Genomic DNA, 26,963 nt, shown 5'->3' with positions numbered 1-26,963 from the left:
GGTCGTGGGTCTACAGATCTTGGGTCCAAACCCCGACGGGGTGCTCGTCCGGGTGCAGCCAAAGTCGGGGCTGGCGGTTCAGGAGGTCGTCCCCGCCGGGTTGCCAGGGGAACGCGCCGTCTCGGCTGGGCCACACGACCTGGAGAAAATCGAATGGCGGTCGCCGGTAAAAGCCGATCGCGGTGCCGAAGAAGGCTTCGTACCAGCGGTAGTCGACGCTCTTGAGCACGACCGGGTAGCCCTTAACGATGCCGTGCCGCTCCTGATCTGCTGCCGCAGGCTCACCGTTGACGGCAGCCTTGGCCAAGTCGTTAAGGAGCTGGTGCATGACGCGAGCGTCCAGGCCGAACATGGCCAGCTCGGGAAGGCCGTGCTTGTGCCACAGGCCGATGGTGTAGGCCCAGCCCGGTCCGGCGTCGTCGGCGGGGACCATCAGAACCTGCCAGCCGTGCTCGATGACGGTGTCGGCGGTGGTCCGTGTGCGCCAGTCGAGCTCAGTGAGCTCCTGGCACAGGACGCAGTGGCAGTCGGGAACCTCTATCGGCACGGTCGTGAGGCTACGCGACCGGGATTCTCGGATCCCGATCGGGATCCGGTCAGCTCATATCGCTTCTGCAGCGAAGCCGAAGCCGGGGACATCGATCCAATGGAATCGAAGTGACTTCCAACAACCGCATGATCGATCTGCGTGGTGACGATGGGAACGCGACCGCGTTCGTCGTCGTCCTCGTGCCGGCGCTCATCGCCGTAGCCGGACTGGTCCTGGACCTCGGCTTGGCCATGAACGCCCGGGTGCACGCACTCGCCGTCGCTGAGGAAGCCGCACGAGCCGGGGCAGGCGCGCTCGACCCGGTACAGCTCCGGCACGGCGGACGCCCCAGCCTCGATCCACAACGGGCCCAGGCCGCTGCGCGCTCGTACCTCGCCGGAGTCGGTGAAAACGGCACCGTCAGCGCGACCGCCGATGTCGTGACGGTCACCGTCAGGGTCCAGCAGCCCGCTGAGCTGTTGCGGCTGATCGGCTTCAGGAGCTTCAACATCGCCGGAACAGCGACTGCTGTGCCCGTCACCTCGACCGCGAATCCCTGAGGGAGTACGCCGTGACCACGAACCGAATCGTACGGTCCGCTGCGGCCGGCGCCGCTCTGCTCGGCAGTATCGCCGGCCTGCCTTATCTCCTGCTCAGCTACGTCGGGAACCCGATTCCGTCAACGATGCCGTCTCCGGCGCGGTTCGTCTGGTGGCTGCGTAGCGGGCAGTTCGACGATCACGCTGCCGTCGCGATCCTCGCCTATGTGCTGTGGGCCTGCTGGGCGGTCTTCACGGTCCAGGTTGCCGTGCAACTTCCCGGTGTCCTCCGAGCCGCGTGGTGCGTGCGAGGCGGCGGTGTCGCCGAACCTCGGACACGCAGCTTGCTCACAGGCGGTGCCGCTCAAGCGCTACTCGCTGCCTTGCTCATCACGTTGCTGGCACCGCGGGCCGCGCTCGCGGCTACGGGCAAAGCCGCTGCCAGCGGACCGATGTCGGCTCGGCCAGTGGCAGTTGCCACCCAGTTCCCGGGAGACAGCATGACGACGGGGACCGAGACCACCGGCGAGCGTGTCCATATGGTGGTTCCTGGAGACACCTTGTGGGACATCGCGGCGCTCCACCTTGGAGACCCCGAGCGCTGGCCGGAGATCTACGCGCAGAACGTCGGCCTTCCCCAGCCTGACGGCCAGGTGCTGACGAATCCGGACGTCATCTTGCCCGGCTGGCAGTTGTCCATGCCTGTGGTTACGAGCGGGCGCGGCGCGCCGGTGTCGCCGCCTCCACTGCACGGTCATGTGCCTTCGCAGCAGTCGGCGAGGAGCGCGGACAGCCTGCGCACAGCGAGTGAGAGCAAGCGCGTTGCTCCCCGCGACCGTGTCGCGGTCGACCTCGGCGCGGACGGGTACGTCGGCATCGGCCTCGCGGCCGGCATCGCTGCTGCCCTGACCGTGAGCCGGCTGCGTCGCCGCGCTCGCGGCCGGTGCAACTTCCCGATCCCACTCGATACGCAATCGGACGAGCGTGTGTCCGGAACGCTGGCGGAGTTGGAGAGGGCGCACCTGTTGACCCTCGCTCCACCCGACCACGGCTACATCCAGGACGAAGACGATCCCTACCTGACCGAATGGGTTGCTGCAGAGCAGCCTGTTCCTGTCCATCGCCCCACCGACAACTACGGCCTACCCATGTTGAGGGCAGCCTCCGAGCAGGAGTTGGTCGCCACCCGCAGGGCATTGGAGGCACCGACTTCGCTCTCCTGGGGGACAAGCGCCGGCGGTCGACCGGTGGCCTTCCCAGTCGACGACGACATGGCGAACGGCATGGCCGTCGAAGGCGATGGCGCCGAGGCCGCGCTTCGCGCCCTCATCGTCGCCGCCTCAGCAACCGAGGGCGTTCCGGAATGCGGTACCGCAACGCGTGTCATCACCACGGCCGCAGTCATGAAAAGGATCTTCGGCGCAGTCGAGCTGCCTCATGTGCCGCGGCTGCGCATCAACGAGGACGTCGATAGCGTGCTCGACGTCGTGGAAGACGAGGTCGCCGAGCGCAGGAGCCTCCTTCGCACGCTCGGCCTCCGCAACGCGGCCGAGGTCCGTCGGTTCAAGCCCGACCATCTCATGCAGCCCCTTCTTCTCGTCGTGCAGCCGTCGCAAGAACACGCCGTCCGCCTCACGGACGTGATCGAGGCCGGACGCGGCCTCGACATCAACGCCGTTGTCCTCGGCGCATTCGGCGAGGGCTCGGCCTTGACCGTCGCCGCCGACGGCGGGGCAGCCTTCCCCGGGGAACACACCTCCGTCCTGGATGGGGCTCGCCTCTTCCACCTGTCTGCCGAGGCCGCACATGACGCCTTGAACGAGATTTTCTGCCATGGTCCGGTCACTGAGAGCTCACCCGACCCGGTGCCAGAGATGCCGACTCAGCGCACACCTGAGCGGGCACCGACCCTCACCCGCGACCGTGAACTGTTGCCGCCGGTCCGACTTGAAGTCTTCGATGGCCTCGGCGTAGTCGTGGACGGTAACGACATGATCGGGAGGTTCCGCGCTCGCCTGCGAACCCTCATGTCCTACCTCGCGGTACACCGCGACGGCGCTACACGCCCCTACCTGCTGGAAGAGATCTGCGCCCTGGAGGTCACCGAGAAGACACGCCGCAAGCTCTCCACCGAGCTCAACGAGATCCGCAAGATCCTCCGCGACGCGGTCCCCGCCGTCGCCGACGCCATGATCCTCGACGACGACCCCCGCACCCAGCGGCTCCGCTTCGACGCCACGATCGTGACCACCGACATGGAGCTGTTCACGCGGCTACTCGCCGACGCAAACAGCGCGTGCGAGGCAGACCGCGTCGAGCTGCTCACCGAAGCTATCCGGCTCTATCGTGGCCCGGTGCTCCCGACGATGGACGCCGACTGGATCGAGCCCGTACGCGAGCAACAGCGACGACACGCGCTCGACGCACACCACGAGCTCGTCCGGCTCATCGAGACGGAGGACCCCACCTACGCCATCCACCTCCTCGGGCAAGCCCTCGACGTCGATCCCTTCAACATCGAGGCGCACCAGCGGCTCATGAGCAGCTATGGCGCTATGGGGAACCGGAACAAGGTACGGCAGGTCTTCGAACTACTCGACTACAGGATGGGTCAGCTTGATGACGAGGTCGACGTCGAGTCGCGTAAGCTGTACGAGCAGATCACAGGCGGGATGTCGGTCGCCGAGCGTTGACGCGCAATCGAGAAAGTCTGCACAGGTTTCGAACGTCTCATCGGCACGGACTTCGACCGAGCCCTGTTGGGCGCAGCCAACTACTTCGCGCTCCGATAAGCCACGGAAAAGTCAGCCGCCGAAAGGCTGAAAAGTAGTCCGCGTCGTGTTTTGATCAGGGTCTTGACTAGGGCTACGTTGATCTCTGACAAGAGAACAAAAGACCCCGGCGGTGCTGGTAACACCCCGGGGCGTGGCACAAGGAGATCCAGCTCCTCATGCGTATCCATGGTACCCGGCAAGCCGGGTTCTTTACGAAGGTCCCGAACCCGACGGTTCGTGACCACGCGCTCTCGTTCACAGCGCGTGGTCTGCTCGCGTACATGCTTTCGCTTCCCGATGGCGCCCGCGAAGACGTCAAGACACTGGCGAACAAGTCCGTCGAGGGCCGTAGCGCTATCTCACGTGCGCTTCACGAGTTGGAGTCACGCGGGTATCTGGCCCGGACGAAGTCTCGCGACGACGAGGGCCGGATCAGTACCCACGTCGAAGTCTTCGCGGACCGCGACGGAGCATCGCCGCAGGTAGAACCGGCGACCGTGGCTCCGGGAACCGGTCGACCAGGCGGCGGGAAGTCGGGAAGCAAAACCGAAGAAGCTGGGTTAGAAGATTCCCTCCCTCCCCACAACGGCACCGACGAGGCACCCACAAGTGGCGAAGCTGCAGGGCGGGAGGGCGGGGAGCTCTCACAATCCCTCTCCCTCCTCACGCGCCTCGGAAGGGATGAGCCGCGGCTCCACCTCGCCGCGAGCGAGGCGGCGAGCCTGGCGCCGCTGGTCGACGCCTGGCTGGCCAACGGCCTGACCCCGAGTCACGTGACCAGCGCCCTGACCGCCGGGCTTCCTGGACGCGTGCACCAGGCTGCCGCCCTGGTGCGGCATCGCCTGGTGGCGAAGATGCCGGCCGCGGCGCCAGCACGGGCCCCGCGCCTTGAGTGGCACGAGTGCGCCGACTGTGGCGCTCCGATGCGGACGGCGGGCCTATGCCGTGACTGCGCGAACACCGGCAGTGAGAGCGGCCACGCCGCGTTCCGGGCCGTCGGGCGCGCCGGCTTCGAGCGTGTTCGTGCTCAGCTGCGCCTGTCGGCGGTTGCCGCATAGACCGGCGCAGTGGCTTGACCATGTCGAGCGGCGAGCCGCATCGTGCGCCCTGGCATGGTCACCACCGGCCCCTAGTGTGGACGCCATGGAGCAGCTTGCGATCCGAACCACCATCGCGGCCCTGCCGAACATCGACGAATCCAGCCTTGAGGACGTCGACACCCTGGCCAACCGGCTCGGCGTCATGAGCGACTTCCGCTTGGTCGACGCGGAGATGCAGTCTCTCGACATCTTCGACCAGCGCCTGACTGCCGGACAGATCAGTGACCTGCGCGTCGAGCGAGCCAAGCTGCGCGAGTTGCGGATGGACTCGGTCGAGTTCGCTGGCTGCGATCTCTCAGGGGCGGCTTTTGCTGGCGGGAGGTGGTCGCGCGTCCGTTTCACGAACTGCAAGGTCCTCTCCGGGCAGTTCGAAGAACTGACCTTGGAGGACGTCGTCTTCGACCGATGCAAGCTGGACTATGCCCTGTTCCAGAACGTCACGACCAAAGGACCCGTGATCTTCCGAGACTGCTTCCTGGAGGATGCCTGGTTCTCCGGCTGCGATCTCTCCAAAGCGGCGTTCGACGGCTGCCGCATGGACCTGACGTCTTTCTCGGGGAGCACGACGAGGGGAACAGACCTGCGCGGCAACGACCTGTCCGCGATCCGTGGTGTCGCCTCGCTGAAGCAGGCTGTCATTGAGCCGTCCCAGACGCTGCAGCTCGGGCGCGCTCTGGTCGGTGATCTGGAGCTTGGTCTCCCTGACGATTGATCCAGTCCGAGACAGCAGTACCGGTCCCGGACTCCCCGGTCGGGACCGGCACTGCTTGGTGGGTTACGGGACTTGCGGGTCGGTGGATTCGAACAACGGTGTCCCAGCCGGTACGCCGCCTCCGCTTCGCTCGCGGCTGTAGCGGAGGTAGGTCCAGACCGCCGACGCTTTGCCGTTCCCGACGCCCATCCGTGCACGGAGCGCGTCCCGGGTCGGTGAGACCCCGTCTTCTGCCAGTCCGGCCAGGGCTTTGCGTCCCAGCTCGACCAGGCTCGGGTCAAGCTCGGCCAGGCCAGGAGCAGTACGGGACCGGTCCGGGGACCGGTACGCCCGCGGCCCCTGGGGACGAGGGCGGCGACCGGGAATCGCGACGACGGTACCGAGCGGTCCGGCGTACAACGTGCGGGACTGGGGCCAAGAGCCTTGGGGACGCCGTCCCGGTCCGGCTGCAACGCGGTCGATGCATGGGGCTCCTCGCCGGTACGCGGGACTCGGGCGCGGAAGTTGCGGATGCAGGCGATGAGGAGATGGAAGCCGAAGCCGATTGCGCCGACCGGAAGTGAGGTGATGATCAGGACGAGTAGTGGGTGGAGTGGGCCGTTGGTTTGGCCTCCGGCGCGGATCACGCCGCAGCCGTGGAGGAAGTTCAGCAGGAGGGGTGCGGCGGTGGTGATCGCGCCGACGGTGACGGCGTAGCGGTGGGCCCTCTGTTGGTTCTTCAACCAGATTGCGGCGGCGGTGGCGACGGCGATCAGGCCGTCGACGGCCCAGGGGTCGCGGGCGGCGGCTGCCGGGCTCTGGTGGATCGCCAGAAAGGCGTCGCGGAGTGAGCCGTAGGAGCCGAGGAAGCCGATGACGACGATCGTGGTGACGGCTGAGGTCAGGAGGGTCAGGGCGAGGAGCGCGCCGGCGTTCCAGGAGTCGGTGGTTGTGGTGGGGCGGTGGGGCGGAGTCAAGGGCGGTGCCGTTTCGTGCGGAGGGGCGAGGGCTGAGCGGGAGGGCGAGGTCATTCCGACATCGCGAGGCTAAGCAGGACGCAGGCGGGAGTGGCGCCGTCTGCGGTGATGGAAGCCTCGATCTCTGGGCGACCTGTGCTGATTCTGTGGACCACGAAGACCGAGCTGCTAGCCGAGTCACGGCGAAGGAAGTCGAACGTGCGGTAGCCGTCAGGGCTCGTCCATCGCCGCATCTCGATCGGGTGCCTTTGGTAACCCGTGTTCAGCCACTCGTGATAGGTGAGGGACACCCCGACGAAGGCGGCGCTCAGGTCGGGGAGGTCGGGTTGGGCGCCGTACTTGGTGACGGCGTCGATGACGGCGGCAAGAGCTGTAGGAGTGAGGTTCTCCGCCTCCAGGCTCCAGCGGCTACAACCGATGTCGGCGGAGGTCTGGCCTGTGCTGGACACCGTGGCGGTCAGCGTGACCGTCGAGTAAGGGCTGCTCCAGGAGGTGGAGAGGTAGACGGTGTCGCCGTCGACGTTCTCGGTGGGAACTTCGCGGGTCCAGTCGACGGGCAGCGCGAGCGTTACTTCGTTGATCCATGCGGTGCAGAAGGCAGCGGACATGGGTGGCTCCATTCAGGGATCGGACGCAGGCGGGCGTGGTGGGGGTTGGGCGCCTGCGGGAGGAAGAGGGACGCGCAGCTGAGCTGCGCCGAGGCCGCGCCTATGAGGTGGCGAGCGGTCCTGTCGCGCGTGGCGTGCGACGCGCGGTCCGTGGATCCGGGAGAATCGGAGCAGGGTCCATGAGTACTCCAGTCTTGATTGCGAAGTCGGGCGGGTGAGCTTGCGGTCCTGTTCCTGGTGGGCGCGGTAGCCGCCGCGCCCACCAGGGTTTTTGAGCCAGGAATCCATTCGAACGGATTGCTCGAATGCCTTACGGGATTGGCTTTTGAGGCACAATCTCCGTCTATGTATATTCTGGCCCTGATTTACGCGCTGGACAAGTTTCGCGAGCGTGTCTATTCACCCGTTTAGAGCATGAAATTCGCCATCAAGTCTGTGGTCGCGAAAGACGACCTCTTGAAAGTTGATATTCACCTTTGACGGCGTTTGATGCTTGGTGTCGACTCCGGACGTGGCGGGTCAGCCACCGCGCTCCAGCGCGGCCGGCTACGAGGGGAAACCATCGTGGGAGACACGATCGTCGGGCCGTGCGACCAGCCATCAAATTGGCTACGACCAGCCGTTTGATGATCCCCTGGTGAGGTCTTGAGGGTGTCGGGTAACGGCCCCCGAGCCGGTCCGCGAAGTGGTCTAGCGGTCGACGCTGGGGCGTGTCGCAGCGAACAGATCGTCTGCGGCGAGCGGATCAAATCGGACCACCGCACCGCTTTTCGGGGCGTCAAGAATGACGCCTGAGTCATTTGCGCTGCCGATGTAGATACCGACGTGATGTGCGAATGAGTCGCTACCGTAGAAGACGAGGTCTCCGGGCCTCAAGGACGAAAGCGGCACGCTGACGCCATGGCGATATTGCTCGGTGGCGGTGCGGGAATGCTGATTCCCGCGCTTGCGTAGGCAGCCATCGTGAGCCCCGAGCAGTCGTAGCCGGCATCGCCCTTGGCCGGGCCGTTGCCGCCCCAGACATACGGCAGACCAAGCTGACGAGCGGCGAACGCAATCGCTGAGGCGGCGATGGGATTCGGGGCGGCTTGCTCGGCGGTGGTCAGGAGGCCGGTGTACTGGCCGGTGCTGAGCTGGCGGTCGAGAAGTGGGGTCGTGTCGGTGCCGGACCACAGCGAGTCGAGCGGGCCGACGGTGGCCGACGCGACCGAGGCAGCCGCGGCGCTGATGAGGACGACGAACATCAGGAAGAGGGTCGAGCAGGCGACGGCGGTCTTCATGATCGTCGAGATGTTCGATCTCCGATCTAGAGGAGGATGTGCGGGTTCTGCGGGATGTCGAGGTGCTGAGCAGCTGAGGATCCGAGCGCCGCGAGCGGCAGTCGATCCGTGGCGACTGGCCAGGCGGGACGCCAGATCGGACCGGCGGGATTGGTTCGGGCCGGGTCGCCGAAAGTCGTGGCGACGGGGACGCGGGGCCTGGTGTCGGCGAGGCGGCGGTGGAGGTGCGCTTCCCGCTGCGCGTTCGGCAGCCAGAACAGCACCGGGCAGGCCGCGCCCGCGGATTCGGCCAGCTCCGCGTAGCCGACCAGCTTGGTCAGGAGTCGGGCGTGTGGTTCGGTTCCGGTGTCGTATTCGAGGAAGAACTCGCACCATGCCTCGCCGTCGCGCCATCGACCGAAGCCGTCCGGGCGCAGGCGAGAGCCGAGGGCGCGGGTGGTGGAGCGCTCCGATCGCCAGGTCTCCAGCGCTGTGGTGGCTGTGCGGCGCGCGTGTCCGAGGAGCTGGCAGAACACTTCGTTCACCCCGCGCAGGTGGCCGAGGTCCGGCCGTAGTGCGATTGCTGTGGCCCCGCCGGCAAGGTTTCGCCGTACGCGCGGGCCGCCCGAGTCTTGGTCGCTGAGCAGGGTGGCGGTCCGGGCCGTCGCGACGCAGTGAGCCTGCGAAGTCCCACGCTGAAGTGGCGGGCGGAACGTCTCGACCAGGCCGAGCGCGCGCAGCATCGCCACTCGCGCGCGACACTTCCGGACGTCGGGGAACAGTGCCACCGCGAGCTGGCCGACCGTGAGGACTTGGTGTTCGACCAGCAGCCGGAGAACTTCGCCGTCCCGAGCGGTCAGACGATCGCCGGGACAGGTCGCGGCCGAGATCGGTCGGGTTCGGGCCCGCGCCGTCATCCGCGCTCCAGCAAAGAGGTGTGAACGATCGTCCGGATTGCGTCAGCGCGCCCGGGTACCGGGTCTGGTGCAGGTCGGGTGCGCATCGTGAACGCTCGTACGTGCTCGCCGTTCGAGGTCAGCCGTGCCGCTGCCTGATACGCGCCGAGGTGTGCCAGGTCGTGCTCGCCGAGCAGCGGGCCGGTGTGGGCGGCGAGGGTGCGCGCGTCCTCCGGGGAGCAGGTGAAGAACACCTTGTTCCGAGCGTTCGTTGAAATACCCTCGGCCAGGTCTTTCGGGAGCTGAGCGAGGTTCTGGTGGGCGAGGTTGAACGAGACGCGGTAGGCGCGGGCTTCAGCCAACATGTCCTCCAAGCTGTAAGGCAGGTTCAGGAAGTTGTGGGCTTCGTCGAGGTAGATCGCGGCGTCCGCGCGAGCGTGCTCCGGCTGGCCGGCACGGGCTGTGGTTGCCTGCCACGCCGCAGCGAGGATGAAGGAGCCGAGCAGGCGCATGGTGTCCTCGCCGAGCACACCTTTGGGCAGCCGCACCAGGCAGACTCCGCCGTCGAGCACCTGACCGAGGTCGACCGCGGAGCGCGGTTGGGCGATGACGTCGGAGACGAATTGGCGCAGCAGGAAGGCGCGGAGCTTGTTCTGCAGCGGTGCCGTGACCGCCGTCTGCGACTGGACGGACAAGTCCGCGAACGAGACCCAGAAGTGATCCAGCACCCGGTGGCCGCGCTCGGCGAGGCCAGCGGTTCGTGCTGCGCGGAACGTCTTGTCGCTGAGCAGCTGCGAAACGTCGGCGAGGGTGGGTGGCCGGTCCCGGGCTGTCGCGATCAGCGTCAGGCACGCGGCCCGGAGGACGTCGTCGGTCCGCGGGCCCCAGGATGAAGCGAACAGCCGCCGGAAGATGCCGACGACGTTGTCGACCATCAGTTCGGGATCGCCGCTGGCCAGGACGTTCAGGCTCGGACGTGGACCGGAGTCAGTCGGGTCGATCAAGACCAGCCGCTCGGCCGCCGACGTAGGAAGCCGGTCCAAGAGGTCGCCGACCAGGTCGCCTTTGGGATCAAGGACCAGGACGCCTCGACCGGCACAGACGTCGTCGAGGATCATGCGTGCCATGAGCGTGGACTTGCCGGAGTTCGTCGCGCCCATGATGTGGAAGTGCTGGCGGGCGTCTGGGACCGCGACTCCGACGGCTCGCGTGCGGCCAGTGTCCGCGTCACCGAGAATCTTGACCCCGTCAGCGCCGGACAGGATCGCCGGAGGCGGAGCGACCGAGCGAGCACCGGCGCGGGTAACGCCGACGGCGCCGGGGTCCAGCGGCAAGTGCGCGACGGCCGCCAGTTCCGCGACCGTGAGAAGGTCGCCGCGGCCCATGCGACGCGACGCCAGCGCGAGGCCCGGTTTAGGCAGCCGACGGCGGGTCCACCAGTTCCGTTCTGTGTGGACGCCAAATGCGGATGCCAAGGACTCGGCGACGCCCAGGGATCGACGCTGCGCCGCAGCGTTCGTCGGCTCTGTCCCCACGCCGTATCGGATCTCCACTAACCAGAGTGGACCGATCGTCTTCGTAACCGCCGCCCGCAGTGCCGCAGCATGGGCTGGATCGCTGCGTTGGCTTCCGCGTGGTGATGGGCTCGGTGCCCATTCGTCGAGGAACGCGCCCAGCGGCGTGATCGGTCCCAGTTCTCGCACAGTGCGGGCACGGAACCGGTCGAGGCGCTGTTGCAGGTGCCGAACCCGGCGGCGGGCCGCAGGTCGCGCCAAGACCTGAACGGCTGCGCACTCGCCATCGCGGAGGCTGCCTGCGGCGCGAAGCAGCGGGCGCAGCGGGTCGGATTCGTGTTTGACCTTCAGAGGAAGGTACGCGGGTCTGGCCAAGCAGAGCCTGCCGCCTGCCGCCGCGGCCGGCCGAGGAACCGAACCGGTGACCTGCGCGTGCGCGCCTGGCCATGCGGCCTCGACGGCAGCTGCGACGGCTGAGGCGGAGAGCGTCGCCGGAACCCAAATACCCAGGTCGAGGCCGTCACGGTTCCAGATGAGCTCGAATGCGAGGTGCGCCTGCTGACGTCCTTTTCCGCGCAGCACAGCGTGCAGATGAGTCCAGAACGCTTCCGCGCATCCCCGTTCGACCTGCGGCGGAACCTTGATGGCGACATAGCGAGCTTCCGCGTCCGGCTGGCGATGCTGGAGCATCCGCCACGCGCCGAGGGCCGAAACTGCGGAGGCCGCGACTGGCACAGCGAAGACCCAGGAGTCTGCGACGAGATGTTCAGCGGCGCAGAACAGCTCGGCGGGATGCAGCAGAAAGCGTCCGAGCGGCGAGGAGGACGGAGCGCTCATCCGAACCACCGCTCGTTCTCGTCGTCGAGCTGCGCCAGCTGCGCGGGATCGGTGGTGCAGAGTTCGTCCTCCCAGGTCGACGCGACTGAGGAGAAGGCGGCTCGTGCGTTGCCCTGCATCACGAGGCCCTGGCCGCAACCTGCAGCCAGCAGGAAGGCACGTTCACCGGCCGAGAGCCGGAACGCCCGTGCAATCTGGTCGGCGGACTGCGGCGCCTGGCGCAGTAGCACCGCGCTTGCGGCGTTGGAGACGACCGCCATGCCCAGCTCGGCCGAGAGCAGGTCCGCGGCGTCCTGCGTGACCACGGACAGCCCTGCCCAGCACTTCCGCGAAGCCTTGGCCATGCGGAACAGGAACCGCGCTCCGGCGGGTTCCTTCATCAGCCACCAGGCTTCGTCGACGACCACCAGGCGCTGGCGTCGCTCGGCCGGGTCTGAGACTCGGCGCCACATCAGATCGAGGGTGAGCAGCGTTCCGATGGGTTTGAGTTCGTCGGGCAGCTCACGCAGTGCAAACACGGCGAGGTGACTGTCTACGGTGTGCGTGGTCGGGCCATCGAAGAGGCCGGAGAACGAGCCTGCGGTGTGCGGCGCGAGCTCTGCGGCGAGGCCGACGGCATCCCGGGCATCGGAGGCGCCGAGCAGCTCGGCGACATCTTGAAGCGTGGGAGCCGGTCGCCGGTGGCTGCGGGCGTCGTCGGTGATTCCGGCTCGTGCGTAGGCGCCGAGGATTGCCGTGTCCAACGCGGCGTGTTGGCTGGCGGTCAGGTCCCGACCGAGCAGGACCGACACCACCGTATGCCCGAACAGAGCACGACGGCGGACCGCGTCCGAGGTGTCGCCAGCGGTCGGGAGGTCGAAGGGATTGATACGGACTCCAGGTGCGCCGAGGCTGACGACGGTCCCGCCGACGGCGTGCGCGAGTCGGGCGTACTCCTGCTCCGGGTCGATGACCATGACCTCGACGCCGCGGTAGAGGTTCCGCAAGACATCGAGCTTGGCGAGGTAGGACTTGCCCGCGCCGGACTGCGCGAGGACGACCGAGTTGTGGTTCGGGGCTGCCCAGCGGTCCCACATCACCAGTCCGGAGTCCGTGGCGTTGACGCCGAGCAGTACGGGCGCCGTGGAGTTGGACGGTAGCGGCAGATCGCCGGAGGTGAAGGGGAACAGCGTCGCCAGGGCTTCGGTGTCGAACGTCCGGCGGATCTTCAACAGGTCCAGGCCCAGCGGCAACGTCGAGCACCAGCCCTGCACAGTGCGGAACGTCGCCGGGACCAGGCGGAGGAGCATGCCTTCGGCGATTGAGCGGACCTGGGCGCTGACCTCGGCAAGTTCCTCGGCCGTGTCCGCGTTGATCGTGAGGTAGATGCCGACGCCGAACAGCTTCCCCTCGCCACACGCGACGCGGTAGGCGAGTTCGCGCGCGTCAGCGGCTGCCGCTTCGGTCGCAGGATCGTCCAGACGGCCGTGCGCCGCATCGTGACGACGGCCGGACTCCAGCCGGGCGCGCTGCTTCCGCAGGCGGTCGGAGGCGATGGGGCCGGGTACGGGTTCGATGTGGACGGCGACGCTGATCCGTGCGGGAAAGCTGAGCAACGGTTCGAGCCAGCCAGCGGCGACCTCGGCCGGGTAGTCGGCGACGGCGAACGTCGCCGCGAAGGTCTCACCCACCTTGAGTGTCTGCGCGCCGACTTCGAGGCTGGACGGCCCGAGGCCGAGGACGTTTTCGGCTGGCTTCGGTCGACGTGCCCAGACGGGCAGGACGTTGAGGGCGGTAGCGAGCGTGGACATGGTCAGGCTCCTGAGGGGTCGAGCAGTGCGCGGAGGTCGGCGGACGCCGCTTCGCGGTCGAGGGGCGAGACCCGGATCTCGCATGCCCCGAGATGGCCGGCGGCGTCTTCAGCGCGTTGGACGAGGCGCTGGGGTGCTGCTTTACCCTGCTCACGCAGCGCCAGGTGGACGCCACGCGTCAGAAGGACGCGGGTAGCGGCCAAGCCGTCGAGGAACTCGGCGTGCCGCAGCGCGGCGTGCTCCAGCTGTGGATGCGACAGGCCCTGTGCCTGACGGCGGATGGCCTCGACGTGTTCGCGACTGTCGGCAGGGGCATTGGTCGAGGTGATCTGCGTCGGTCCGCTTAGGGAGTTGAGCCAGCGCGCGAAGCTGCCGAGTAGGACGTCTTGCTCCTCGGCGGTGCGGAGTGCGAAGTTCACCGTGCTTGCACGAGCAAGGAGGGCCGCGCCGTCTGGCCCGAGGTCGACGACGCCCCGGTCGTCGAGGCCGGTGAGCGGGAAGCTGAGCGGCGAGGGCGGTCTGCTCGCTCCGCTCAGGGCATCGGAAAGGAATACAGGCGGCGGGACCACGCCTTCGGGAGCCATCACCTGACGACGCGGCGAGCGTGCCTGACGCAGTGCGGAGGCTAGGAGCCGGTCGAGGGTGAGGCCGTCACGTTCGGTCGAGATGACGACGCCGACAACCACCAGGACGAAGAGCGCGGATACCAGGAACAGCAAAGGCGAGATCCAGGCACGCATGCCCAGCCAGGCGCACCAGAGACCGGCCGTGGTGCCGCCGAGAATCGCGACCTGTCGGGCGGTGGCCGGTCCGAGGACGCGGTCGGGCCGGCTGATGTCGGCCGGGATGCGGACCGAGCCGTATCCGGCGGGGCCGTCTGACATCGGGGTCACCCTTCACGAAGAGGTCTGAGGTGCGGCTGTCGGCCAGGAGAGGGCCGTTCACGCGTGAGCGGGGAGGTGGAGGTCTTGGCCGTGCGAGGCGGCGACGTGACGGGGCCGCTCGGCAGTTGAACGGGATGCGAAGGCTGGTGAACCTGGGCTGGAGTTGGCAGCGCAGGTCGCTGTGCCGGCTGGGCCGGAGAACCAGAAGAGGACGGCGGCCCGGTACGTCGCGGCGGATCCTGGGTTGGCCGATGTGCGACGGCAGGAGCTTGAACCGAATCGGTGCGTGGCGGGACCGCAGGTGCGGGCTTCGATTCTCCTGGGAGGGTTGGCAGCGGTCCGAACTTGCCGTGACCAGGTCCCGAGCACGGTCGAGGACCGGGGCTAGCCGGTGGGTTTGGCGGAGGCGGGACGGGAGGACCGCCTCCTGCGTTAGGCCGGGGCCGTCGGCGATCGAGGCCGAACCGGCTCGTGACCGCGCCGAAGGCTCGGTACTGGAGGTAGCTGCGTGCCAGGCTCGTCACGCGGGTCGGACCGAAGGCACTCCGGTGCATGACGATGCGGCTCGTCCACACTGGGATCTTGATCAGTACGAAGAACAGAACCAGGCAGATCAGCAGGTCGGTCAGGCCGCCGCGGGTCGGTAGGCCGAGGATGTCGTCTGCTTTGGGGTCGAAGAACACCTGTATGCAGACGACGAGGACGAGGGCCTGCGCGACCTGGGTCGCGAGGCAGCCGAAGATAGCCCGCCACCACAGCTTGGCGAGTCCCTCGGTCTGCGGGACGGCATGGCAGGCGAAGGCCAGCGGAGCGCCTGCCGTCAGGACCATCAGCACGGTGGCTCGGACAAGGCCGGTGACGATGAGGGCGACGCCTATCGCGGCGATGACGCCGCCGAGGATGACGAGGAACAGCGCGCCGATCCCGCCGGGGAGGAAGACCTCATAGACGATGAGCGTGGTCAGTCGCGAGCCGATGCCCTCGGCGGAGATGTCGCCGCTGAGTAGAGCTGCGACCAGAGCGTTCCCGAGCGAGACGGACTGGCAGATCAGCCACAGCGACGCGTTCGAGGCGATGATCCCGATGACGAGCCGGGGCGCGATCTCCTTGAGCGTGTGGCGCGTCTGCAACGTGCCGTGCGCCATGACCAGGACGCCAGCCGCCAGGACGAACAGCACGTAGAGCGTGTTCGCCAGGATCGCGACCGAGGTCCAGATGCTCGCGATGCGCCCGCCGCTGAGGTCCGGGCTCGACAGCACCGAGGTGGCGACGAGGTGCAGTACCGGCTCCAGAGCGGATTTCACGAGGTTCCCGAGCCAGGTGTCGATCGCCTTCTCGATCTGGCCCGGGATGTCCCACCAGTCTGGATCGGAGTGCTCGGCGCCGAAGGAGCCGACGTTCGGAGGCGGGGGCGGCATCGTCCCGCCGCCGACGAGTGGACCGGTGATCCCAGGCACAGGCGACGGCGTCGGAACAGGGGCGGGCGGCGGGAGTTCGGCCGCAGCGTGGACCTTGGAGAAGGCGGCCGAGCCCGAGGGAGCGGCCTCCGCGCGTGCGGAGCCGATCAGGGTACAGACGACCAGGCAGACCACGGAGGCCGCTAGCGAGACGGCCGCGACCCACCGTGGCATCGGCCGCCCGCTCACGCGCCGACCATGGATTTGAGGATGCCGACCAGCACGGGTGCGAGAGCAGCGAGCGCGTAGCCGAAGGCGGCGGATTTCAGCGCGCCCTTGGCCTTCATCACCTCGCCCTCGTTGCCTCCAGCCATCAGGTAGCGCAGACCGCCGATGGTGACGAACAGCGTCGCCAGGCCCGATAGGAGCGTGATGATCCAGTTCCGGACGTTGTCCATTACCTGGGGCAGCGTTGCGACGGCGCGAAGTTGGTCGGCGAGGATGGCCACCGGAAGCGCTGGGGAGTCCAGAGACACAGCAGCCATGCCCACAGGGCTGAAGAGTGGCATCTCCTCCGGTGGGATCTCGGTCGCGTTGGAAGGGATCGTGATGGTGGTTGGCTTGGGGGGACGGTGGTCGCCGGCTGAGGCGGGGGCGACGCCGACAGCGGCGGCGAGAAGCACGCCGGCGCTCAGCGCGGCGGTGTTGCGGACGATGCGGGTCATGGCCTGATCTCCTGAGGTCGGAAGTGTTGCCGTCGTGGCCGAAAGCGGGTTGTCGTGCGCTTAGGGGTCAGGCAGCGACCGGGAGTTCAGTCGTTCGGCCCAGGGCGGCGCCGTGAGCAGGGCGGATGGTTCGGACGCGTGCTGCATCCACGCTCGGGCGCCGAGCACCGGTGATGAAGGCGACCAATCGGGCCTCGGCCCGCTGGCGGCGGATCTTCACGGCGTTGTAGGAGGCGCCAAGCTGGGCGGCGTAGTTCTCCATAGCGACTCCGCCAAGCCGCGTCGCGGAGATAAGGTCGGCGTCCGCTTCGGAGATCGCGCCCGCGTCAACTGCACGTGTGAGGACGAGATCCGGGTGACCCGATGGACGCGCGAGGCTGGCAGTCTCGGAGATCTCCTCCTCGTTCGCCGCGGCCCGACGATGCGCGACTACCACCGCATGGCCCGCGCGGAATGCCGCCCACCGAAGCTTGGTGACGATGCCCGGTGCATGGACGTCGACAACGGCCAAGTGCGACAGAAAGCCTGCGAGGATCTCCGCGTCCAACTCCTCGACGTCGCCGTCGAAGCCGCGCGCGAGGGAGCCAGCCACGTTCCGGATTGCCGGAAGCGCCATCCCGACGGCGGCCAGCTTCCAGGCCTCATCACGCCGAGCACGGCGGACGACTTCGGCCCAGATGGCATCTCGTGCGGTTTGGGAGGTGCCAGCGAGGAGGAGCGTCTGGAGTTCGTCCAGTCGGAGAGGCCCAGACGACAGCTCAGGAGCGAGTTCGGAGACGTCCAGAACCAACACAGCCGAGTTCGCGCTCAGTTCGCGGAAGGCGTCGGCAGCGAGGTCAATCGGCGAAGCGCAGAGGACAACAGCACGGCCCATGACGGGCACCTCCATGAGGTAGGCGGGATGGATTCCGCCGCTCATGGGGCGCGCAGAGCTTCAAGACCCGATCAAGCTCCGGGACTACTCCGGACCAGTGATCGAGGTCACCAAAACAGGTCACGACCTGCGACTTTGATGATCACGACCCAGCGCTGTTCCGTGCGGTTCAAGGCCAGAACGCAGATCAGACGGAGGACAAACGTCTGGTGCGGCGCACCAAGCCGACCTCGCTTTTGTCAGCTGGCTGATGCTGCGAACGCATGGAAGGTGAAGCCTCACCTTCGAAGTCACCCCGCTGGCCGCCGGCTCGCCGGATTGGCCGGCTGGCTACTGGGCCTCTGTACCGGCCTCACCGTTTGTCTTCGGCCGGTACGCCCAAACTGCGTGCTCGTCTCCAGTGACGATGCCTGTGCGGATCTGAAGTCCGCGGTGTTGCGCTTCATGCCACAGAAGTTCACGAAGGGACGAGGGGTCCTCGACGTCGTATTTGACGGCGTAGCCGTTGCGCTGCACTTGGTCGACGAGCAGAACAACGAGCACTTCGAGGTCCACCCGATCCATGACCCGAGCGTACGGCTCACGGAGGTACTCAGGTGACGGATCCGCCTCGCGCGGAACGTTCACCCAGTTGGCGCCGACCCCTGGTCCCCCGCCTCCGCGCTTTCGGACCTGACATCAACCGCACGTCCGAGGCGCAAGCGCTTCCGGACCGTCAGCCCGAAGTGAGGCATTCGTGATCGATATCAGAGACATCGATGAACCCGTTGCAGCGAGCCAACCGCTGACCCGCGCTATCACGCGTTACACGATGCCGGGCGACCTCATCGTCGACCTCGGCTGCGGAGACGGGCGCACGCTCATCGAAGCGATCCGGGCGGACCGGCTCGCAATCGGCATCGAGCGCAACAGGCGGCTTGCTGAGACCGCGCGCGAGGCCGTGGTTCAGGCGACGGCCCATGGCGGACCCGGCTTCGCCGCCGTGGTTGTCGGCGAGCTGGCCGATGTACCGAAACTCATCGGGCCCGACTCGCTTGGGAAGGCCACGCTCGTGCTCGTTGATATGGCGCGAGTCGGAGTCCTCGGCGAGCACGCGCGCGTCGATGCCGCGGAAGCGCTTGGACGGTTCGCAACCGTGCTCGACGTGGGTTGTGCACTGCTTCGACCGGGCGGCCACGCGCTCGTGTCCGCGCAGAGTGACCTCTTGGACGAGATCGAGACGGCAGTCGACGCTACATCCGCCTTCGACATGGTCGAAGAGCTCTGCGCCCCAGAACTGGGAGCCGTCCACAGGCAGGTGCCTGCCGCCGTAATGCGCTTCGCAGCAGCTCACGCATGACAAGGGTGACGAAGTGATCGCCCAAAGAGATCGCATGCGCGCCGCCAACGGGCCCGCCGTACTCGAACCTACGATCAGCGATCACGTGCAGGAAATCAGAGAATTATCCGGTTTCACCGTGGGTACATTCCGGCCGTTGCGCTGGGACGAAGGACATCAGCATCACATCGTCAATCAGCTGGAGGGTCGCGATGACACCGCCCAATAACCTCGCTTCCGCGCATCGAGCGACGAAGGCTCGCTCAACGGCGCGAGACGAGCTACTCACCATCCTCGAGGTCTGCGAGGAACTCGGAATCGCCCGTGCCACCTTCTACCGCTGGCGCGCACATCGCAAAGGCCCGGCCAGCCTCCGCCTGCCCAACGGCACCGTACGCATCCGCCGCTCGGCGCTGACCGCGTTCATCGCCGCCTGCGAGGAAGCCGCCCACTAGCAAGGACATCGCGCCGGACCGGCCCTGTGGCCACCTACAGGGCCGGTTCCATCACCACCGCAAGGAGATCTTTTGCTCAGCCATGACGTCCGCGTCTGGGGGATCAGGACCAACAAGAGGAAGACGAAGACCAGCTACACGCTCAGGTGGAGTGTGCGGGGCAAGGACTTCCCCCAAACGTTCGCTGTCAAGGCGCTTGCCGAGAGCCGTCGGTCGGAACTGACTGCCGCGCAGCGCCGCGGCGAGGCGTTCGACGACGAGACCGGGCTGCCAGAGTCGGAGATGCGTCACCGCCTCACCAGTGTGAGCTTCTACGTGAACGCGATGGAGTTCATGGACATGAAGTGGCCCGCGCTCGAGCCCGGATCCCGCCGGACGCTGGCCAACGCGCTAGCCACGGTCACATTGGCACTCGTCGACGACCACGACGCGGCACCGGACTACCGAGTCGGATTCCGCGCTCTGGCGGGATGGGCGTTCAACAAGACCGCCCGCACCGCCGGGAAGCCCAGCGACGAGTGTTCCGACGCCATCACCTGGATCGAACGGCACTCCCTTCCGCTATCTGCCTTGGCGGACCCCAGGGTCGCGCGCGCTGCATACAACAGCACCACGACGGATCACACAGGGAAGCAGTTCGCGGCGGACACCTACCGGAACAAGATGAAGGCCCTTTCCGGGGCGATCAAGTACGGCATCGAGCTCGGCCGGCTGACCGGTAACCCACTGGAGAAGATCAGCACGACGCCGCCCCGCAAGGTCACCACGGTCGACCGCCGCGTCGTCGTCAACCCACGCCAGGCACGTGAACTTATCAGAGGAGTCGACAGACAAGGGCCGACCGGGCCACGACTCGTCGGCCTCTTCGCGACCATGTACTACGCCGGTCTGCGCCCGAGCGAAGCACTCGCGTTGCGGATCCAGGACTGCACCCTTCCGAAGAAGCGTGGAGCCTGGGGCACGCTGTGCCTCGCAGGCTCGACGCCCTACGCCGCACCGATCTGGACCAACGAGGGCGAGGACAGCCCTCGCAAGGCCCTCAAGCACCGTGCCAAGAACGAGAGTCGCACAGTCCCTGCCTGCCCCCAGCTGGTAGCTCACCTGCGTGCACACGTCGATGAGTTCGGCACCGCTCAGGACGGGCGCCTATTCACCCGTGCGGATGGCGGTCCACTGCGCTACGCGACATTCGCCAGCGTCTGGGCCCGGACGCGGCAGGCCGTCCTGAGCCCGGTTCAGTGCGACTCGCCATTGGCCAAGCGCCCATACGACCTACGCCACGCTTGCCTGTCCACGTGGCTCAACGCCGGCGTCGCTGCGCCCCAGGTGGCGGAGTGGGCCGGACACAGCGTCGAGATGCTGCTGAGCACGTACACCAAGTGCATCGATGGACAGGAGCGGCTCGCTCAGCAGCGCATCGAAGCCGCGCTCGAATGGGCCGAGGCGGACCCACCCCCTGACGCCTGACAGGCTCGGGCCGCGACCACCAGAAAACCACGAACCCCGCGAAACCATGATCAAAAATGGATCTCGGCGAGACCGGTTTTCGAACAGTGGAAATATGAAAAGCAGCCCTGACCTGCCAGGTCAGGGCCGCTACCACATGTTCGACGACTATGTCAAACTATTGATCGTGGAGCCAAGGGGACTCGAACCCCTAACCCCCTGCTTGCAAAGCAGGTGCGCTACCAATTGCGCCATGGCCCCGCAGAGCAGTCCGCCTTCCGGAACCCGGAAGGCGGACCGTGCCTCGGCTCTAGCTGCCGAGGAAGCCGGATGAGCGGTTCTCAGGCCGAAGGAACCGGGTCGGTCGCCTCGGTCCAGAGGTCCTGCTCCGACTTGTCGGACTGGACCTGCCGGTAGACCAGCAGACCGCCGATGGCAGCCACAGCGAGCAGAAGCAGTTTCTTCACGTGGCCACCTCCCTTCTGGTAGACGTCTGTGCCCCTGAGCTTAACAGTCGCGGGGCCGAATCGAGCTGTGAGCATCGCTACGCAAAAATGTGGAGCTGTTCCACTCGTCCCGACTACGGCTGGCTACGCCGGGCGTCCAGAGGCGCCGTGGGGCCCGGGGCCGGCCGTCGCACCGGCCGGCCGTGCGTGCGGGGGGCTCGGCCGAACCACCGGCCCGGACCTGCCGTGACGAGGGGGACGGTCACGCCGGGCGGGCGTACGACACCACCGGCATCGTGCTCACCGCGGCCACCGACACCGTGCTGCCGGGGCGCGGGGCGTGGATGACCAGGCCGTTGCCGATGTACATGCCGACGTGGTTCACGTAGCTGGAGTCGCCGTAGAAGAACACCAGGTCGCCCGGCTGGGCCGAGGACGCCGGTATTGCGCGCAGTCCCTGCATCTGGGCGGTGGCGGTGCGGGGGATGGTCACGCCGGCCGCCTTCCACGCCGCCTGGGTCAGTCCCGAGCAGTCGTATCCGCCCGGGCCGGTCGCGCCGAAGATGTACGGCTTGCCGAGCTGGGACTTGGCGAACGCCACCGCGGCGGCCGCGCGGCCGGACACCGGTGGGATCGACACGCTGGTGGAGCCTGAGGAGCCGCCTGTGGAGCCCGACGACGCCGTCTGCTTCGCCGCGGCGTCCTTCGCCGCCTGCACCGCCGCCGCCTGCTCCCGGGCGCGCTGCGCCTCCAGCGCGGCGCGCTGGTCGGCCTGCAGCGAGTTGAGCAGGTTCTGGGCCTTGGTCACGTCGCCGTCGAACTGCTTCTTCTTGGCCTCGGCGTCCTTGGTGTTGCGGTCCAGGAGCGCCATCTTGTCGGCGGCCTCCTTCGCCTTCGCCGCGAGGTCCGCCTTCTGCTGGGCCAGCAGCTTCAGCGTGTCGGCCCCGTTCGCGGTGACGCGGTCGATGGTCGCCGACATGTTCAGCAGGGTGCCGGGGTCGGCCTGCACCATGATCTGCAGCGTCGGGTCGATGTTGCCGCTGCGGTACTGCGCCGCCGCCAGCCCTCCGAGGCGGGTCTGGGTCTGGGCCATCGAGGCCTGCTCGGCGCTCATCTCCTTGTTGATGCCGTCGACCTGCTGCTGCAGCTTGCCCTGGGCATCCTTGGCCGTGTTGTACGCCTCGTTGGCGTCGGCGGCCTGCTGGTACAGCTTGTCCAGCTGGGTCTTCACCTGGTCGATGGTGGGCTGCGGATCGGCCTTGGCGACGCTGGGCACCAGGACCATGGTCCCGGCCGCGGCGGCGCCGACGGCGAGCTTCGAATACCGGGTGGCGCGCGGACGACGATGTCGAGCGGTGACAGTCATGCGAGCTTCAGGGCTCCAACTCCTTCTCGCCCGCCTACCGGGTTAGCTGACGGATTCGGGCCGAAGAAGTAGCCCTACGGTCGGGCGGTCGCGCACACCCCGGGCGGGGCGCGCCGACGCCGACCGATTCACCCCTGGCGCGGTCCGCGCCGAGCATCGTGCTGCTCGGACCGGCCGCGCCGACGAACCTGGTTCCCCGGCTCCGCGTGGTGCGCGGACTCGGCGGTGCCTCGACGCCCCGAACCTCTACTGGCCCGTGGGAAGCGGCGAAGCGGTCTGGACGCTAGCCAACCCCGGCGTACCGAACAAGCGAGCAGTCCACTTTTCGTTCAGCGAACGCTCAGGATCCGGCCACGCTGCGGAGGTGATCCGGGACCCGTTGTGAGGGCGCGCGACGGCCCAGGCCCGCGTTCGGAAGGCGCGACCTGGGCCGGGGAGTCAGATGTCCGATTAGCGCAGAAAACGAACCCTGCGACGTTTGTTGCCCGACGTTGTGACGTCGGTCTCAAAAGCCTGTTCGCCCTTGTCTCCGCGGTACACCCGCACGGGGAGCATGGCCGCGTTCACAGGGTGTGCCTTGTCGTCGTCGGCCGGGCTCTTCACCGACACCGGCGGCATGACGACCTCCACCGGCTCGCCGTTCATGTCCGGCAGGACCGCGCCGACCAGCCGCACCTCCTGCGGCTCCTTGGGCCCGCTCTTGGCCCCGGGCCCGTACAGCAGGTTGCTGATCTCCAGCCAGGTCTCCTCGACGTGCGAGATGTAGTCCAGGCCGCGGCGGCCCAGCGGCGCGTCGCCGACCGCCTTGGCGTTGAACCGCCCGTAGCCGAGCAGCCGGCCCAGCAGGTCGCGCTCCACCCGCATGTCGTTGACCTTGCCCAGCGGCAGCGCGTCGTAGGCTCGGGTGATCACACCGTGCGTGTGCAGGATGCGCTTGTTCGTCACGATCAGCAGGTCGCCGTTCCACACGGCCACGTGCCAGGCCGTGTAGAGGAACGCCATCCCGGCCAGCGCCCACGCTCCCAGCCGCAGTTGGCCGGCCTCGGGTGTGGAGAAGATGTCGATGCCCATCGCGGCCAGTATGGCCGCCACGGTGATCAGCACCGGGATGATGATCGCCGCCAGGTGGTGGCGCACGACTATGACCAGCCGCTCGCCGGGCACCAGGAAGCGTTTCGCACGTTCCTCGAGCTCGGGCCGCAGCAGCATGCGGCCATAGAGCGGCGGTGAGGAGTCGGACACGTCAGGTCACCGCCCCGGCGCTCAGCTCGTGACCAGGTTGTGGAAGGTGTCGCCCAGGGTCTTGCCGACGCTGGCCACCCAGTTCAGGGCACCCTGAACCAGGTTGCCCGCCCCGGACGGATTCTGGACGACGAAGTAGACCAGGAAGAGCACGATGCCCCACTGCACGGCCGGCTTGAGTTTCACGTCAGATCCCCTTCATCGTGACGGTCGTGGTGCCGCGCGACCGGTCTCAGCATCATGCGAAGCGCTCCCGGTTCACTCTTGAGAACAGCATCCCCACACAAGTCAAAGCGTAGCCGGGGCAAGGAGATTTGGCGGCTCCGAACCCAACGGCGGGCATAACGACTCAGTGGACATCCGTCTCAGGGGGCACACATACCGAGCATTCCCAGACTAGGTTGATCGCATGCAGATCGGTGTCTTGACCGAGACAGCTCCGTACGAACGCCGCGTCGCGCTGACGCCCGAGTCCGCAGGTCGGCTGATCGCCGCGGGCCACAGTGTCTACGTCCAGTCCGGCGCCGGCCGGGCCGCCGACGAGGACGACGACGCGTTCCGCGAGGCCGGGGCCATGATCGCGCGAACCCCTGAAGAAATCTTAGGAAACATCGACCTGCTGACCGGCGTCGGACAGCTGGACCAGCAGACCGCGGCGAAGCTGACACCCGGCACCGCCGTCGTGGGACTGGCCTCCCCGAAGGAGGGACGCGGCCCGGCGGGCGTCCTGGTGGACCGGCACGCCACGTTCTTCGCCCTGGAGCAGCTGCCCCGGATCACCCGCGCTCAATCGATGGATGCTTTGTCATCGCAGGCGATGGTCGCCGGCTACCGGGCCGGCCTGGTGGCCGCCGAACGGCTGCCGCGCTTCTTCCCGCTGCTGATGACGGCGGCCGGGACCGTGCCGCCGGCAAGGGTGCTGGTGCTGGGCGCCGGCGTGGCCGGATTGCAGGCCATCGCCACCGCCAAACGCCTCGGCGCGGTGGTCGAGGCCCACGACGTGCGCGACTCCGCGCCCGAAGAGGTCCGGTCGCTGGGCGCCAGATTCCTCACATTGGACGTCGAGACTCAGACCTCCGGCAGCGGCGGTTACGCACGTGAGCAGTCGTCCGACGCCTTGTCCCGGCAACGCAAGGCTTTGGCACCATATGTCGCGGCCGCGGACGCGGTCATCACCACGGCCGCGGTGCCGGGCAAGCCCGCGCCGCTTCTGGTGACCGCGGACATGGTGGAGAAGATGCGGCCCGGCTCCGTGGTCGTCGACCTGGCCGCGGACAACCCCCACGGCGGCAACTGCGAGCTGTCCCGGCCCGGTGAGGACGTGCGGCACCACGGCGTGCTGATCCACGGCGGCCGCAACGTCCCCAGTGAGCTGGCCGGACACGCCTCGCGGCTGTACGGGGCGAACATGGCGGCCTTCGTGCTGGCCATGTGCCGGGACGGGGTGCTTCTATCAACTCCCGAAGAAGTCGCCGCCGACGAGATCGCCGCGGCGTGCTGTGTGTTGCTGAAGGGGGAGTTCCGATGAGTTCCACCGCCTGGCTGACGGTGTTCGTCCTGGCCGTCTTCCTGGGCTTCGAGGTCATCTCCAAGGTCTCCTCGATCCTCCACACACCGCTGATGTCCGGGGCGAACGCCGTCCACGGCGTGATCCTGGTCGGCGCGATCATCGCCACCGGGTCCACGGACGACGGCGTCCAGCTCACGATCGGCCTGCTGGCCATCGTGCTGGCGACCGTGAACATGGTCGGCGGGTTCGCGGTCACCGACCGGATGCTCGGGATGTTCGCCAAACCCAGGCGGGCGCCCGGCGCCGAAAAAATCTCCGGATCCTCAAGCGGTTCCTCAACCCGGGAGGCCGGCCAGTGAGCGGCGCGTGGGCCGACACCGCCTATCTCATAGCAGGGGTCTGTTTCATCCTCGCCCTGAAGGGCCTGTCGGCACCGCGCACGGCGCGGCTCGGCACCTTGGTCGGGGCGTCCGGCGCGGCGCTGGCGGTGATCGTCGCGCTCACCACCCCGCATCTGAAGCACCTGGGCCTGATCTTCGGCGCGATCGTCGTCGGCGTGGCCATCGGCCTGCCGACCGCCCGGCAGGTGCGGATGACCGCGATGCCGCAGTTGGTGGCGCTGTTCAACGGCGTCGGCGGAGGGGCGGCGGCGCTGGTGGCGGCCGTGGAGTTCCTGCGGCCGGGCACGGCGATCTCGCACGCGGCCACCGCGGACCTGGCCGCGATCGGCTTCACGATCCTGGTCGGCGGCGTGTCGTTCTCCGGCTCGCTGATCACCTTCGCCAAGCTGCAGGAGCTGATGACCACGCGGCCGGTGGTGCTGCCGGCCGGGCGCTGGCTGACGATCGGGACCGCGTCGGCCGGAGTGCTGTTCGGGGCGTTGCTGGTGCCGTGGCCGAGCACGGCGTTGCTGGCGCTGCTGGCGGTGGTCTCGCTGGTGTTCGGCGTGCTGTTCGTCCTGCCGGTGGGCGGCGCGGACGTGCCGATCGTGATCTCGCTGCTGAACGCCTTCACCGGTCTGACCGTGGCCGCGAGCGGCTACGTGCTGGGCAACACCCTGCTGGTGATCGCCGGCACGCTCGTCGGCGCGTCCGGGACCCTGCTGACACGGATGATGGCGGCGGCGATGGGACGGCCGCTGACCGGCACGCTGTTCGGCGCCTTCACGGCCACGGCGGGCGGGGCGATCGGCGACGGCGGCGGGGCGGCCAAGCCGGTGCGCACCTCCTCCCCCGAGGACGTGGCGATCCTGCTCGGGTACGCGCGCAAGGTGGTGTTCGTGCCCGGATACGGCCTGGCCGTGGCGCAGGCGCAGCACACCGTGCGCGAGGTGGCGGATCTGCTGACGGCGCGGGGCGTGTTGGTGGCGTACGGGATCCACCCGGTCGCCGGGCGCATGCCGGGACACATGAACGTGCTGCTGGCCGAGGCGAACGTGCCGTACGAGTCGCTGCTGGAGCTGGACGCGGCCAACTCGGAGCTGGCGTCGGCCGACGTCGCGGTGGTGATAGGGGCGAACGACGTGGTCAACCCGGCTGCGCGACAGCCGACCGGGTCGCCGATCTCCGGCATGCCGATCCTCGACGTGGACCTGGCGCGGCAGGTGGTGTTCTGCAAGCGGTCGATGCGGCCCGGGTTCGCCGGCGTGGAGAACGAGTTGTTGTACGCGACGAACACGTCACTGTTGTTCGGGGACGCGAAGGAGAGTATGGCGAAGGTGCTGGCGGCGTTGAAGGCGCAGTAGCGCTCTCGGAGTCGGGCCCTCGGAGCGGTCGGGCTCTCAGAG

25 protein-coding genes, 1 tRNA gene, 2 pseudogenes and 1 riboswitch are annotated in these 26,963 nt (G+C 67.8%); of the genes and pseudogenes, 11 read left to right on the top strand and 17 right to left on the bottom strand.

The features are described from left to right. Positions 1-10 precede the first annotated feature (10 nt). Positions 11-547 carry a DUF4262 domain-containing protein gene (locus tag ABD466_RS30720; RefSeq protein ID WP_344660701.1) on the bottom strand — a complete coding sequence of 179 codons (537 nt, stop codon included), beginning with the start codon at positions 545-547 and terminating at the stop codon, positions 11-13. A gap of 110 nt (positions 548-657) precedes the next feature. On the opposite strand from ABD466_RS30720, the gene ABD466_RS30715 reads away from it, so the two are divergent. The 4 genes from ABD466_RS30715 to ABD466_RS30700 all read left to right on the top strand — a co-directional run bounded on the left by ABD466_RS30715 (position 658) and on the right by ABD466_RS30700 (position 5,654). Further along, on the top strand, positions 658-1,089 hold the full coding sequence (locus ABD466_RS30715) for a pilus assembly protein TadG-related protein (protein ID WP_344660700.1): 432 nt from the start codon (positions 658-660) through the stop codon (positions 1,087-1,089). A gap of 11 nt (positions 1,090-1,100) precedes the next feature. Continuing rightward, positions 1,101-3,761, top strand: a complete 2,661-nt coding sequence (locus ABD466_RS30710) for a BTAD domain-containing putative transcriptional regulator (protein ID WP_344660699.1) — start codon at positions 1,101-1,103, stop codon at positions 3,759-3,761. Positions 3,762-4,018: 257 nt separating this feature from the next. Continuing rightward, entirely contained in the window at positions 4,019-4,900 is an 882-nt protein-coding gene (locus tag ABD466_RS30705) for a helix-turn-helix domain-containing protein (RefSeq protein WP_344660698.1), read from the top strand. Positions 4,901-4,985: 85 nt separating this feature from the next. Then, complete coding sequence (locus ABD466_RS30700; RefSeq protein ID WP_344660697.1) at positions 4,986-5,654, top strand: pentapeptide repeat-containing protein; 669 nt, start codon at positions 4,986-4,988, stop codon at positions 5,652-5,654. Positions 5,655-6,190: 536 nt separating this feature from the next. Here ABD466_RS30700 and ABD466_RS44520 read toward each other — a convergent pair. From ABD466_RS44520 to ABD466_RS30650, 11 genes and pseudogenes are all read right to left on the bottom strand, one after another. Beyond that, positions 6,191-6,664 (bottom strand): annotated as a pseudogene (locus ABD466_RS44520) (DUF2637 domain-containing protein); the annotation flags it as partial. Next, on the bottom strand, positions 6,661-7,218 hold the full coding sequence (locus ABD466_RS30695) for a hypothetical protein (RefSeq protein ID WP_344660696.1): 558 nt from the start codon (positions 7,216-7,218) through the stop codon (positions 6,661-6,663). The gene ABD466_RS30695 and the pseudogene ABD466_RS44520, both read right to left, overlap by 4 nt. 690 nt (positions 7,219-7,908) lie before the next feature. Then, positions 7,909-8,462 (bottom strand): annotated as a pseudogene (locus ABD466_RS44515) (C40 family peptidase). Positions 8,463-8,524: 62 nt separating this feature from the next. Further along, positions 8,525-9,394, bottom strand: coding sequence for a replication-relaxation family protein (locus tag ABD466_RS30685; protein ID WP_344660695.1), 870 nt, complete (start codon positions 9,392-9,394; stop codon positions 8,525-8,527). Beyond that, positions 9,391-11,724, bottom strand: a complete 2,334-nt coding sequence (locus ABD466_RS30680) for a type IV secretory system conjugative DNA transfer family protein (RefSeq protein WP_344660694.1) — start codon at positions 11,722-11,724, stop codon at positions 9,391-9,393. Before ABD466_RS30680 ends, ABD466_RS30685 begins: the two co-directional genes overlap by 4 nt. Continuing rightward, entirely contained in the window at positions 11,721-13,514 is a 1,794-nt protein-coding gene (locus tag ABD466_RS30675) for a VirB4 family type IV secretion system protein (RefSeq protein ID WP_344660693.1), read from the bottom strand. The genes ABD466_RS30680 and ABD466_RS30675 overlap by 4 nt, the downstream gene beginning before the upstream one ends. 2 nt (positions 13,515-13,516) lie before the next feature. After that, complete coding sequence (locus ABD466_RS30670; protein WP_344660692.1) at positions 13,517-14,398, bottom strand: PrgI family protein; 882 nt, start codon at positions 14,396-14,398, stop codon at positions 13,517-13,519. Between the two features lie 5 nt (positions 14,399-14,403). Further along, positions 14,404-15,855, bottom strand: a complete 1,452-nt coding sequence (locus ABD466_RS30665; RefSeq protein WP_344660691.1) for a TrbL/VirB6 family protein — start codon at positions 15,853-15,855, stop codon at positions 14,404-14,406. A 185-nt stretch (positions 15,856-16,040) separates the two neighbouring features. Further along, positions 16,041-16,520 (bottom strand): pilin, encoded by a 480-nt coding sequence (locus tag ABD466_RS30660; RefSeq protein WP_344660690.1) that lies wholly within the window; start codon positions 16,518-16,520, stop codon positions 16,041-16,043. Between the two features lie 67 nt (positions 16,521-16,587). Continuing rightward, positions 16,588-17,439 carry a sigma-70 RNA polymerase sigma factor region 4 domain-containing protein gene (locus tag ABD466_RS30655; RefSeq protein WP_344660689.1) on the bottom strand — a complete coding sequence of 284 codons (852 nt, stop codon included), beginning with the start codon at positions 17,437-17,439 and terminating at the stop codon, positions 16,588-16,590. A gap of 285 nt (positions 17,440-17,724) precedes the next feature. Continuing rightward, positions 17,725-17,958 (bottom strand): hypothetical protein, encoded by a 234-nt coding sequence (locus tag ABD466_RS30650; RefSeq protein WP_344660688.1) that lies wholly within the window; start codon positions 17,956-17,958, stop codon positions 17,725-17,727. Positions 17,959-18,130: 172 nt separating this feature from the next. Between ABD466_RS30650 and ABD466_RS30645 the strand changes: the two genes are divergently transcribed. The 4 genes from ABD466_RS30645 (at position 18,131) to ABD466_RS30630 (ending at position 20,634) form a co-directional block, all read left to right on the top strand. Beyond that, positions 18,131-18,733 (top strand): DNA methyltransferase, encoded by a 603-nt coding sequence (locus ABD466_RS30645; protein WP_344660687.1) that lies wholly within the window; start codon positions 18,131-18,133, stop codon positions 18,731-18,733. A 34-nt stretch (positions 18,734-18,767) separates the two neighbouring features. Beyond that, complete coding sequence (locus ABD466_RS30640) at positions 18,768-18,941, top strand: hypothetical protein (protein WP_344660686.1); 174 nt, start codon at positions 18,768-18,770, stop codon at positions 18,939-18,941. Continuing rightward, positions 18,925-19,167: a helix-turn-helix transcriptional regulator gene (locus tag ABD466_RS30635; RefSeq protein WP_344660685.1), complete on the top strand. Its 243-nt coding sequence runs from the start codon at positions 18,925-18,927 to the stop codon at positions 19,165-19,167. The genes ABD466_RS30640 and ABD466_RS30635 overlap by 17 nt, the downstream gene beginning before the upstream one ends. Before the next feature lie 72 nt (positions 19,168-19,239). Continuing rightward, complete coding sequence (locus ABD466_RS30630) at positions 19,240-20,634, top strand: tyrosine-type recombinase/integrase (RefSeq protein ID WP_344660684.1); 1,395 nt, start codon at positions 19,240-19,242, stop codon at positions 20,632-20,634. Positions 20,635-20,801: 167 nt separating this feature from the next. Here ABD466_RS30630 and ABD466_RS30625 read toward each other — a convergent pair. From ABD466_RS30625 to ABD466_RS30605, 5 genes are all read right to left on the bottom strand, one after another. Further along, a tRNA-Ala gene (locus ABD466_RS30625) sits at positions 20,802-20,874 on the bottom strand. A gap of 80 nt (positions 20,875-20,954) precedes the next feature. Then, positions 20,955-21,080, bottom strand: coding sequence for a DLW-39 family protein (locus tag ABD466_RS30620; RefSeq protein WP_212016801.1), 126 nt, complete (start codon positions 21,078-21,080; stop codon positions 20,955-20,957). 241 nt (positions 21,081-21,321) lie between these two features. Beyond that, positions 21,322-22,425 (bottom strand): C40 family peptidase, encoded by a 1,104-nt coding sequence (locus tag ABD466_RS30615; RefSeq protein ID WP_344660683.1) that lies wholly within the window; start codon positions 22,423-22,425, stop codon positions 21,322-21,324. A gap of 16 nt (positions 22,426-22,441) precedes the next feature. Continuing rightward, positions 22,442-22,660: riboswitch (cyclic di-AMP (ydaO/yuaA leader) on the bottom strand. Between the two features lie 215 nt (positions 22,661-22,875). Continuing rightward, positions 22,876-23,667, bottom strand: coding sequence for a PH domain-containing protein (locus ABD466_RS30610; protein WP_344660682.1), 792 nt, complete (start codon positions 23,665-23,667; stop codon positions 22,876-22,878). Between the two features lie 21 nt (positions 23,668-23,688). Beyond that, complete coding sequence (locus ABD466_RS30605) at positions 23,689-23,853, bottom strand: hypothetical protein (RefSeq protein ID WP_344660681.1); 165 nt, start codon at positions 23,851-23,853, stop codon at positions 23,689-23,691. A 223-nt stretch (positions 23,854-24,076) separates the two neighbouring features. Between ABD466_RS30605 and ABD466_RS30600 the strand changes: the two genes are divergently transcribed. Genes ABD466_RS30600 through ABD466_RS30590 form a run of 3 tightly spaced genes read left to right on the top strand, consistent with a single transcriptional unit; the run spans position 24,077 to position 26,921 of the window. Beyond that, positions 24,077-25,195, top strand: a complete 1,119-nt coding sequence (locus ABD466_RS30600) for an NAD(P) transhydrogenase subunit alpha (protein ID WP_344660680.1) — start codon at positions 24,077-24,079, stop codon at positions 25,193-25,195. Then, the gene (locus ABD466_RS30595) at positions 25,192-25,536 is read left to right on the top strand and encodes an NAD(P) transhydrogenase subunit alpha part 2 (RefSeq protein ID WP_344660679.1); all 345 of its coding nucleotides are present in this window, start codon (positions 25,192-25,194) and stop codon (positions 25,534-25,536) included. The genes ABD466_RS30600 and ABD466_RS30595 overlap by 4 nt, the downstream gene beginning before the upstream one ends. Next, entirely contained in the window at positions 25,533-26,921 is a 1,389-nt protein-coding gene (locus ABD466_RS30590; RefSeq protein WP_344660678.1) for an NAD(P)(+) transhydrogenase (Re/Si-specific) subunit beta, read from the top strand. The genes ABD466_RS30595 and ABD466_RS30590 overlap by 4 nt, the downstream gene beginning before the upstream one ends. The last annotated feature ends 42 nt before the right edge of the window (positions 26,922-26,963 follow it).

Source organism: Catenulispora subtropica (genome assembly GCF_039531675.1).
Lineage (GTDB): Bacteria > Actinomycetota > Actinomycetes > Streptomycetales > Catenulisporaceae > Catenulispora > Catenulispora subtropica.
Note: the sequence above shows the minus strand (reverse complement) of the source record. Positions and strands in the feature narration are given on the sequence as shown.

Bases quoted from the DNA above. Each gene is read 5' to 3' on its own strand.
- ABD466_RS30680 (WP_344660694.1), bottom strand. From the start codon at position 11,724: ATGAGCGCTCCGTCCTCCTCGCCGCTCGGACGCTTTCTGCTGCATCCC.
- ABD466_RS30700 (WP_344660697.1), top strand. From the start codon at position 4,986: ATGGAGCAGCTTGCGATCCGAACCACCATCGCGGCCCTGCCGAACATC.
- ABD466_RS30695 (WP_344660696.1), bottom strand. From the start codon at position 7,218: ATGTCCGCTGCCTTCTGCACCGCATGGATCAACGAAGTAACGCTCGCG.
- ABD466_RS30655 (WP_344660689.1), bottom strand. From the start codon at position 17,439: ATGAGCGGCGGAATCCATCCCGCCTACCTCATGGAGGTGCCCGTCATG.
- ABD466_RS30705 (WP_344660698.1), top strand. From the start codon at position 4,019: ATGCGTATCCATGGTACCCGGCAAGCCGGGTTCTTTACGAAGGTCCCG.
- ABD466_RS30640 (WP_344660686.1), top strand. From the start codon at position 18,768: ATGCGCGCCGCCAACGGGCCCGCCGTACTCGAACCTACGATCAGCGAT.
- ABD466_RS30595 (WP_344660679.1), top strand. From the start codon at position 25,192: ATGAGTTCCACCGCCTGGCTGACGGTGTTCGTCCTGGCCGTCTTCCTG.
- ABD466_RS30675 (WP_344660693.1), bottom strand. From the start codon at position 13,514: ATGTCCACGCTCGCTACCGCCCTCAACGTCCTGCCCGTCTGGGCACGT.
- ABD466_RS30685 (WP_344660695.1), bottom strand. From the start codon at position 9,394: ATGACGGCGCGGGCCCGAACCCGACCGATCTCGGCCGCGACCTGTCCC.
- ABD466_RS30660 (WP_344660690.1), bottom strand. From the start codon at position 16,520: ATGACCCGCATCGTCCGCAACACCGCCGCGCTGAGCGCCGGCGTGCTT.
- ABD466_RS30650 (WP_344660688.1), bottom strand. From the start codon at position 17,958: ATGGATCGGGTGGACCTCGAAGTGCTCGTTGTTCTGCTCGTCGACCAA.
- ABD466_RS30600 (WP_344660680.1), top strand. From the start codon at position 24,077: ATGCAGATCGGTGTCTTGACCGAGACAGCTCCGTACGAACGCCGCGTC.
- ABD466_RS30615 (WP_344660683.1), bottom strand. From the start codon at position 22,425: ATGACTGTCACCGCTCGACATCGTCGTCCGCGCGCCACCCGGTATTCG.
- ABD466_RS30635 (WP_344660685.1), top strand. From the start codon at position 18,925: ATGACACCGCCCAATAACCTCGCTTCCGCGCATCGAGCGACGAAGGCT.
- ABD466_RS30670 (WP_344660692.1), bottom strand. From the start codon at position 14,398: ATGTCAGACGGCCCCGCCGGATACGGCTCGGTCCGCATCCCGGCCGAC.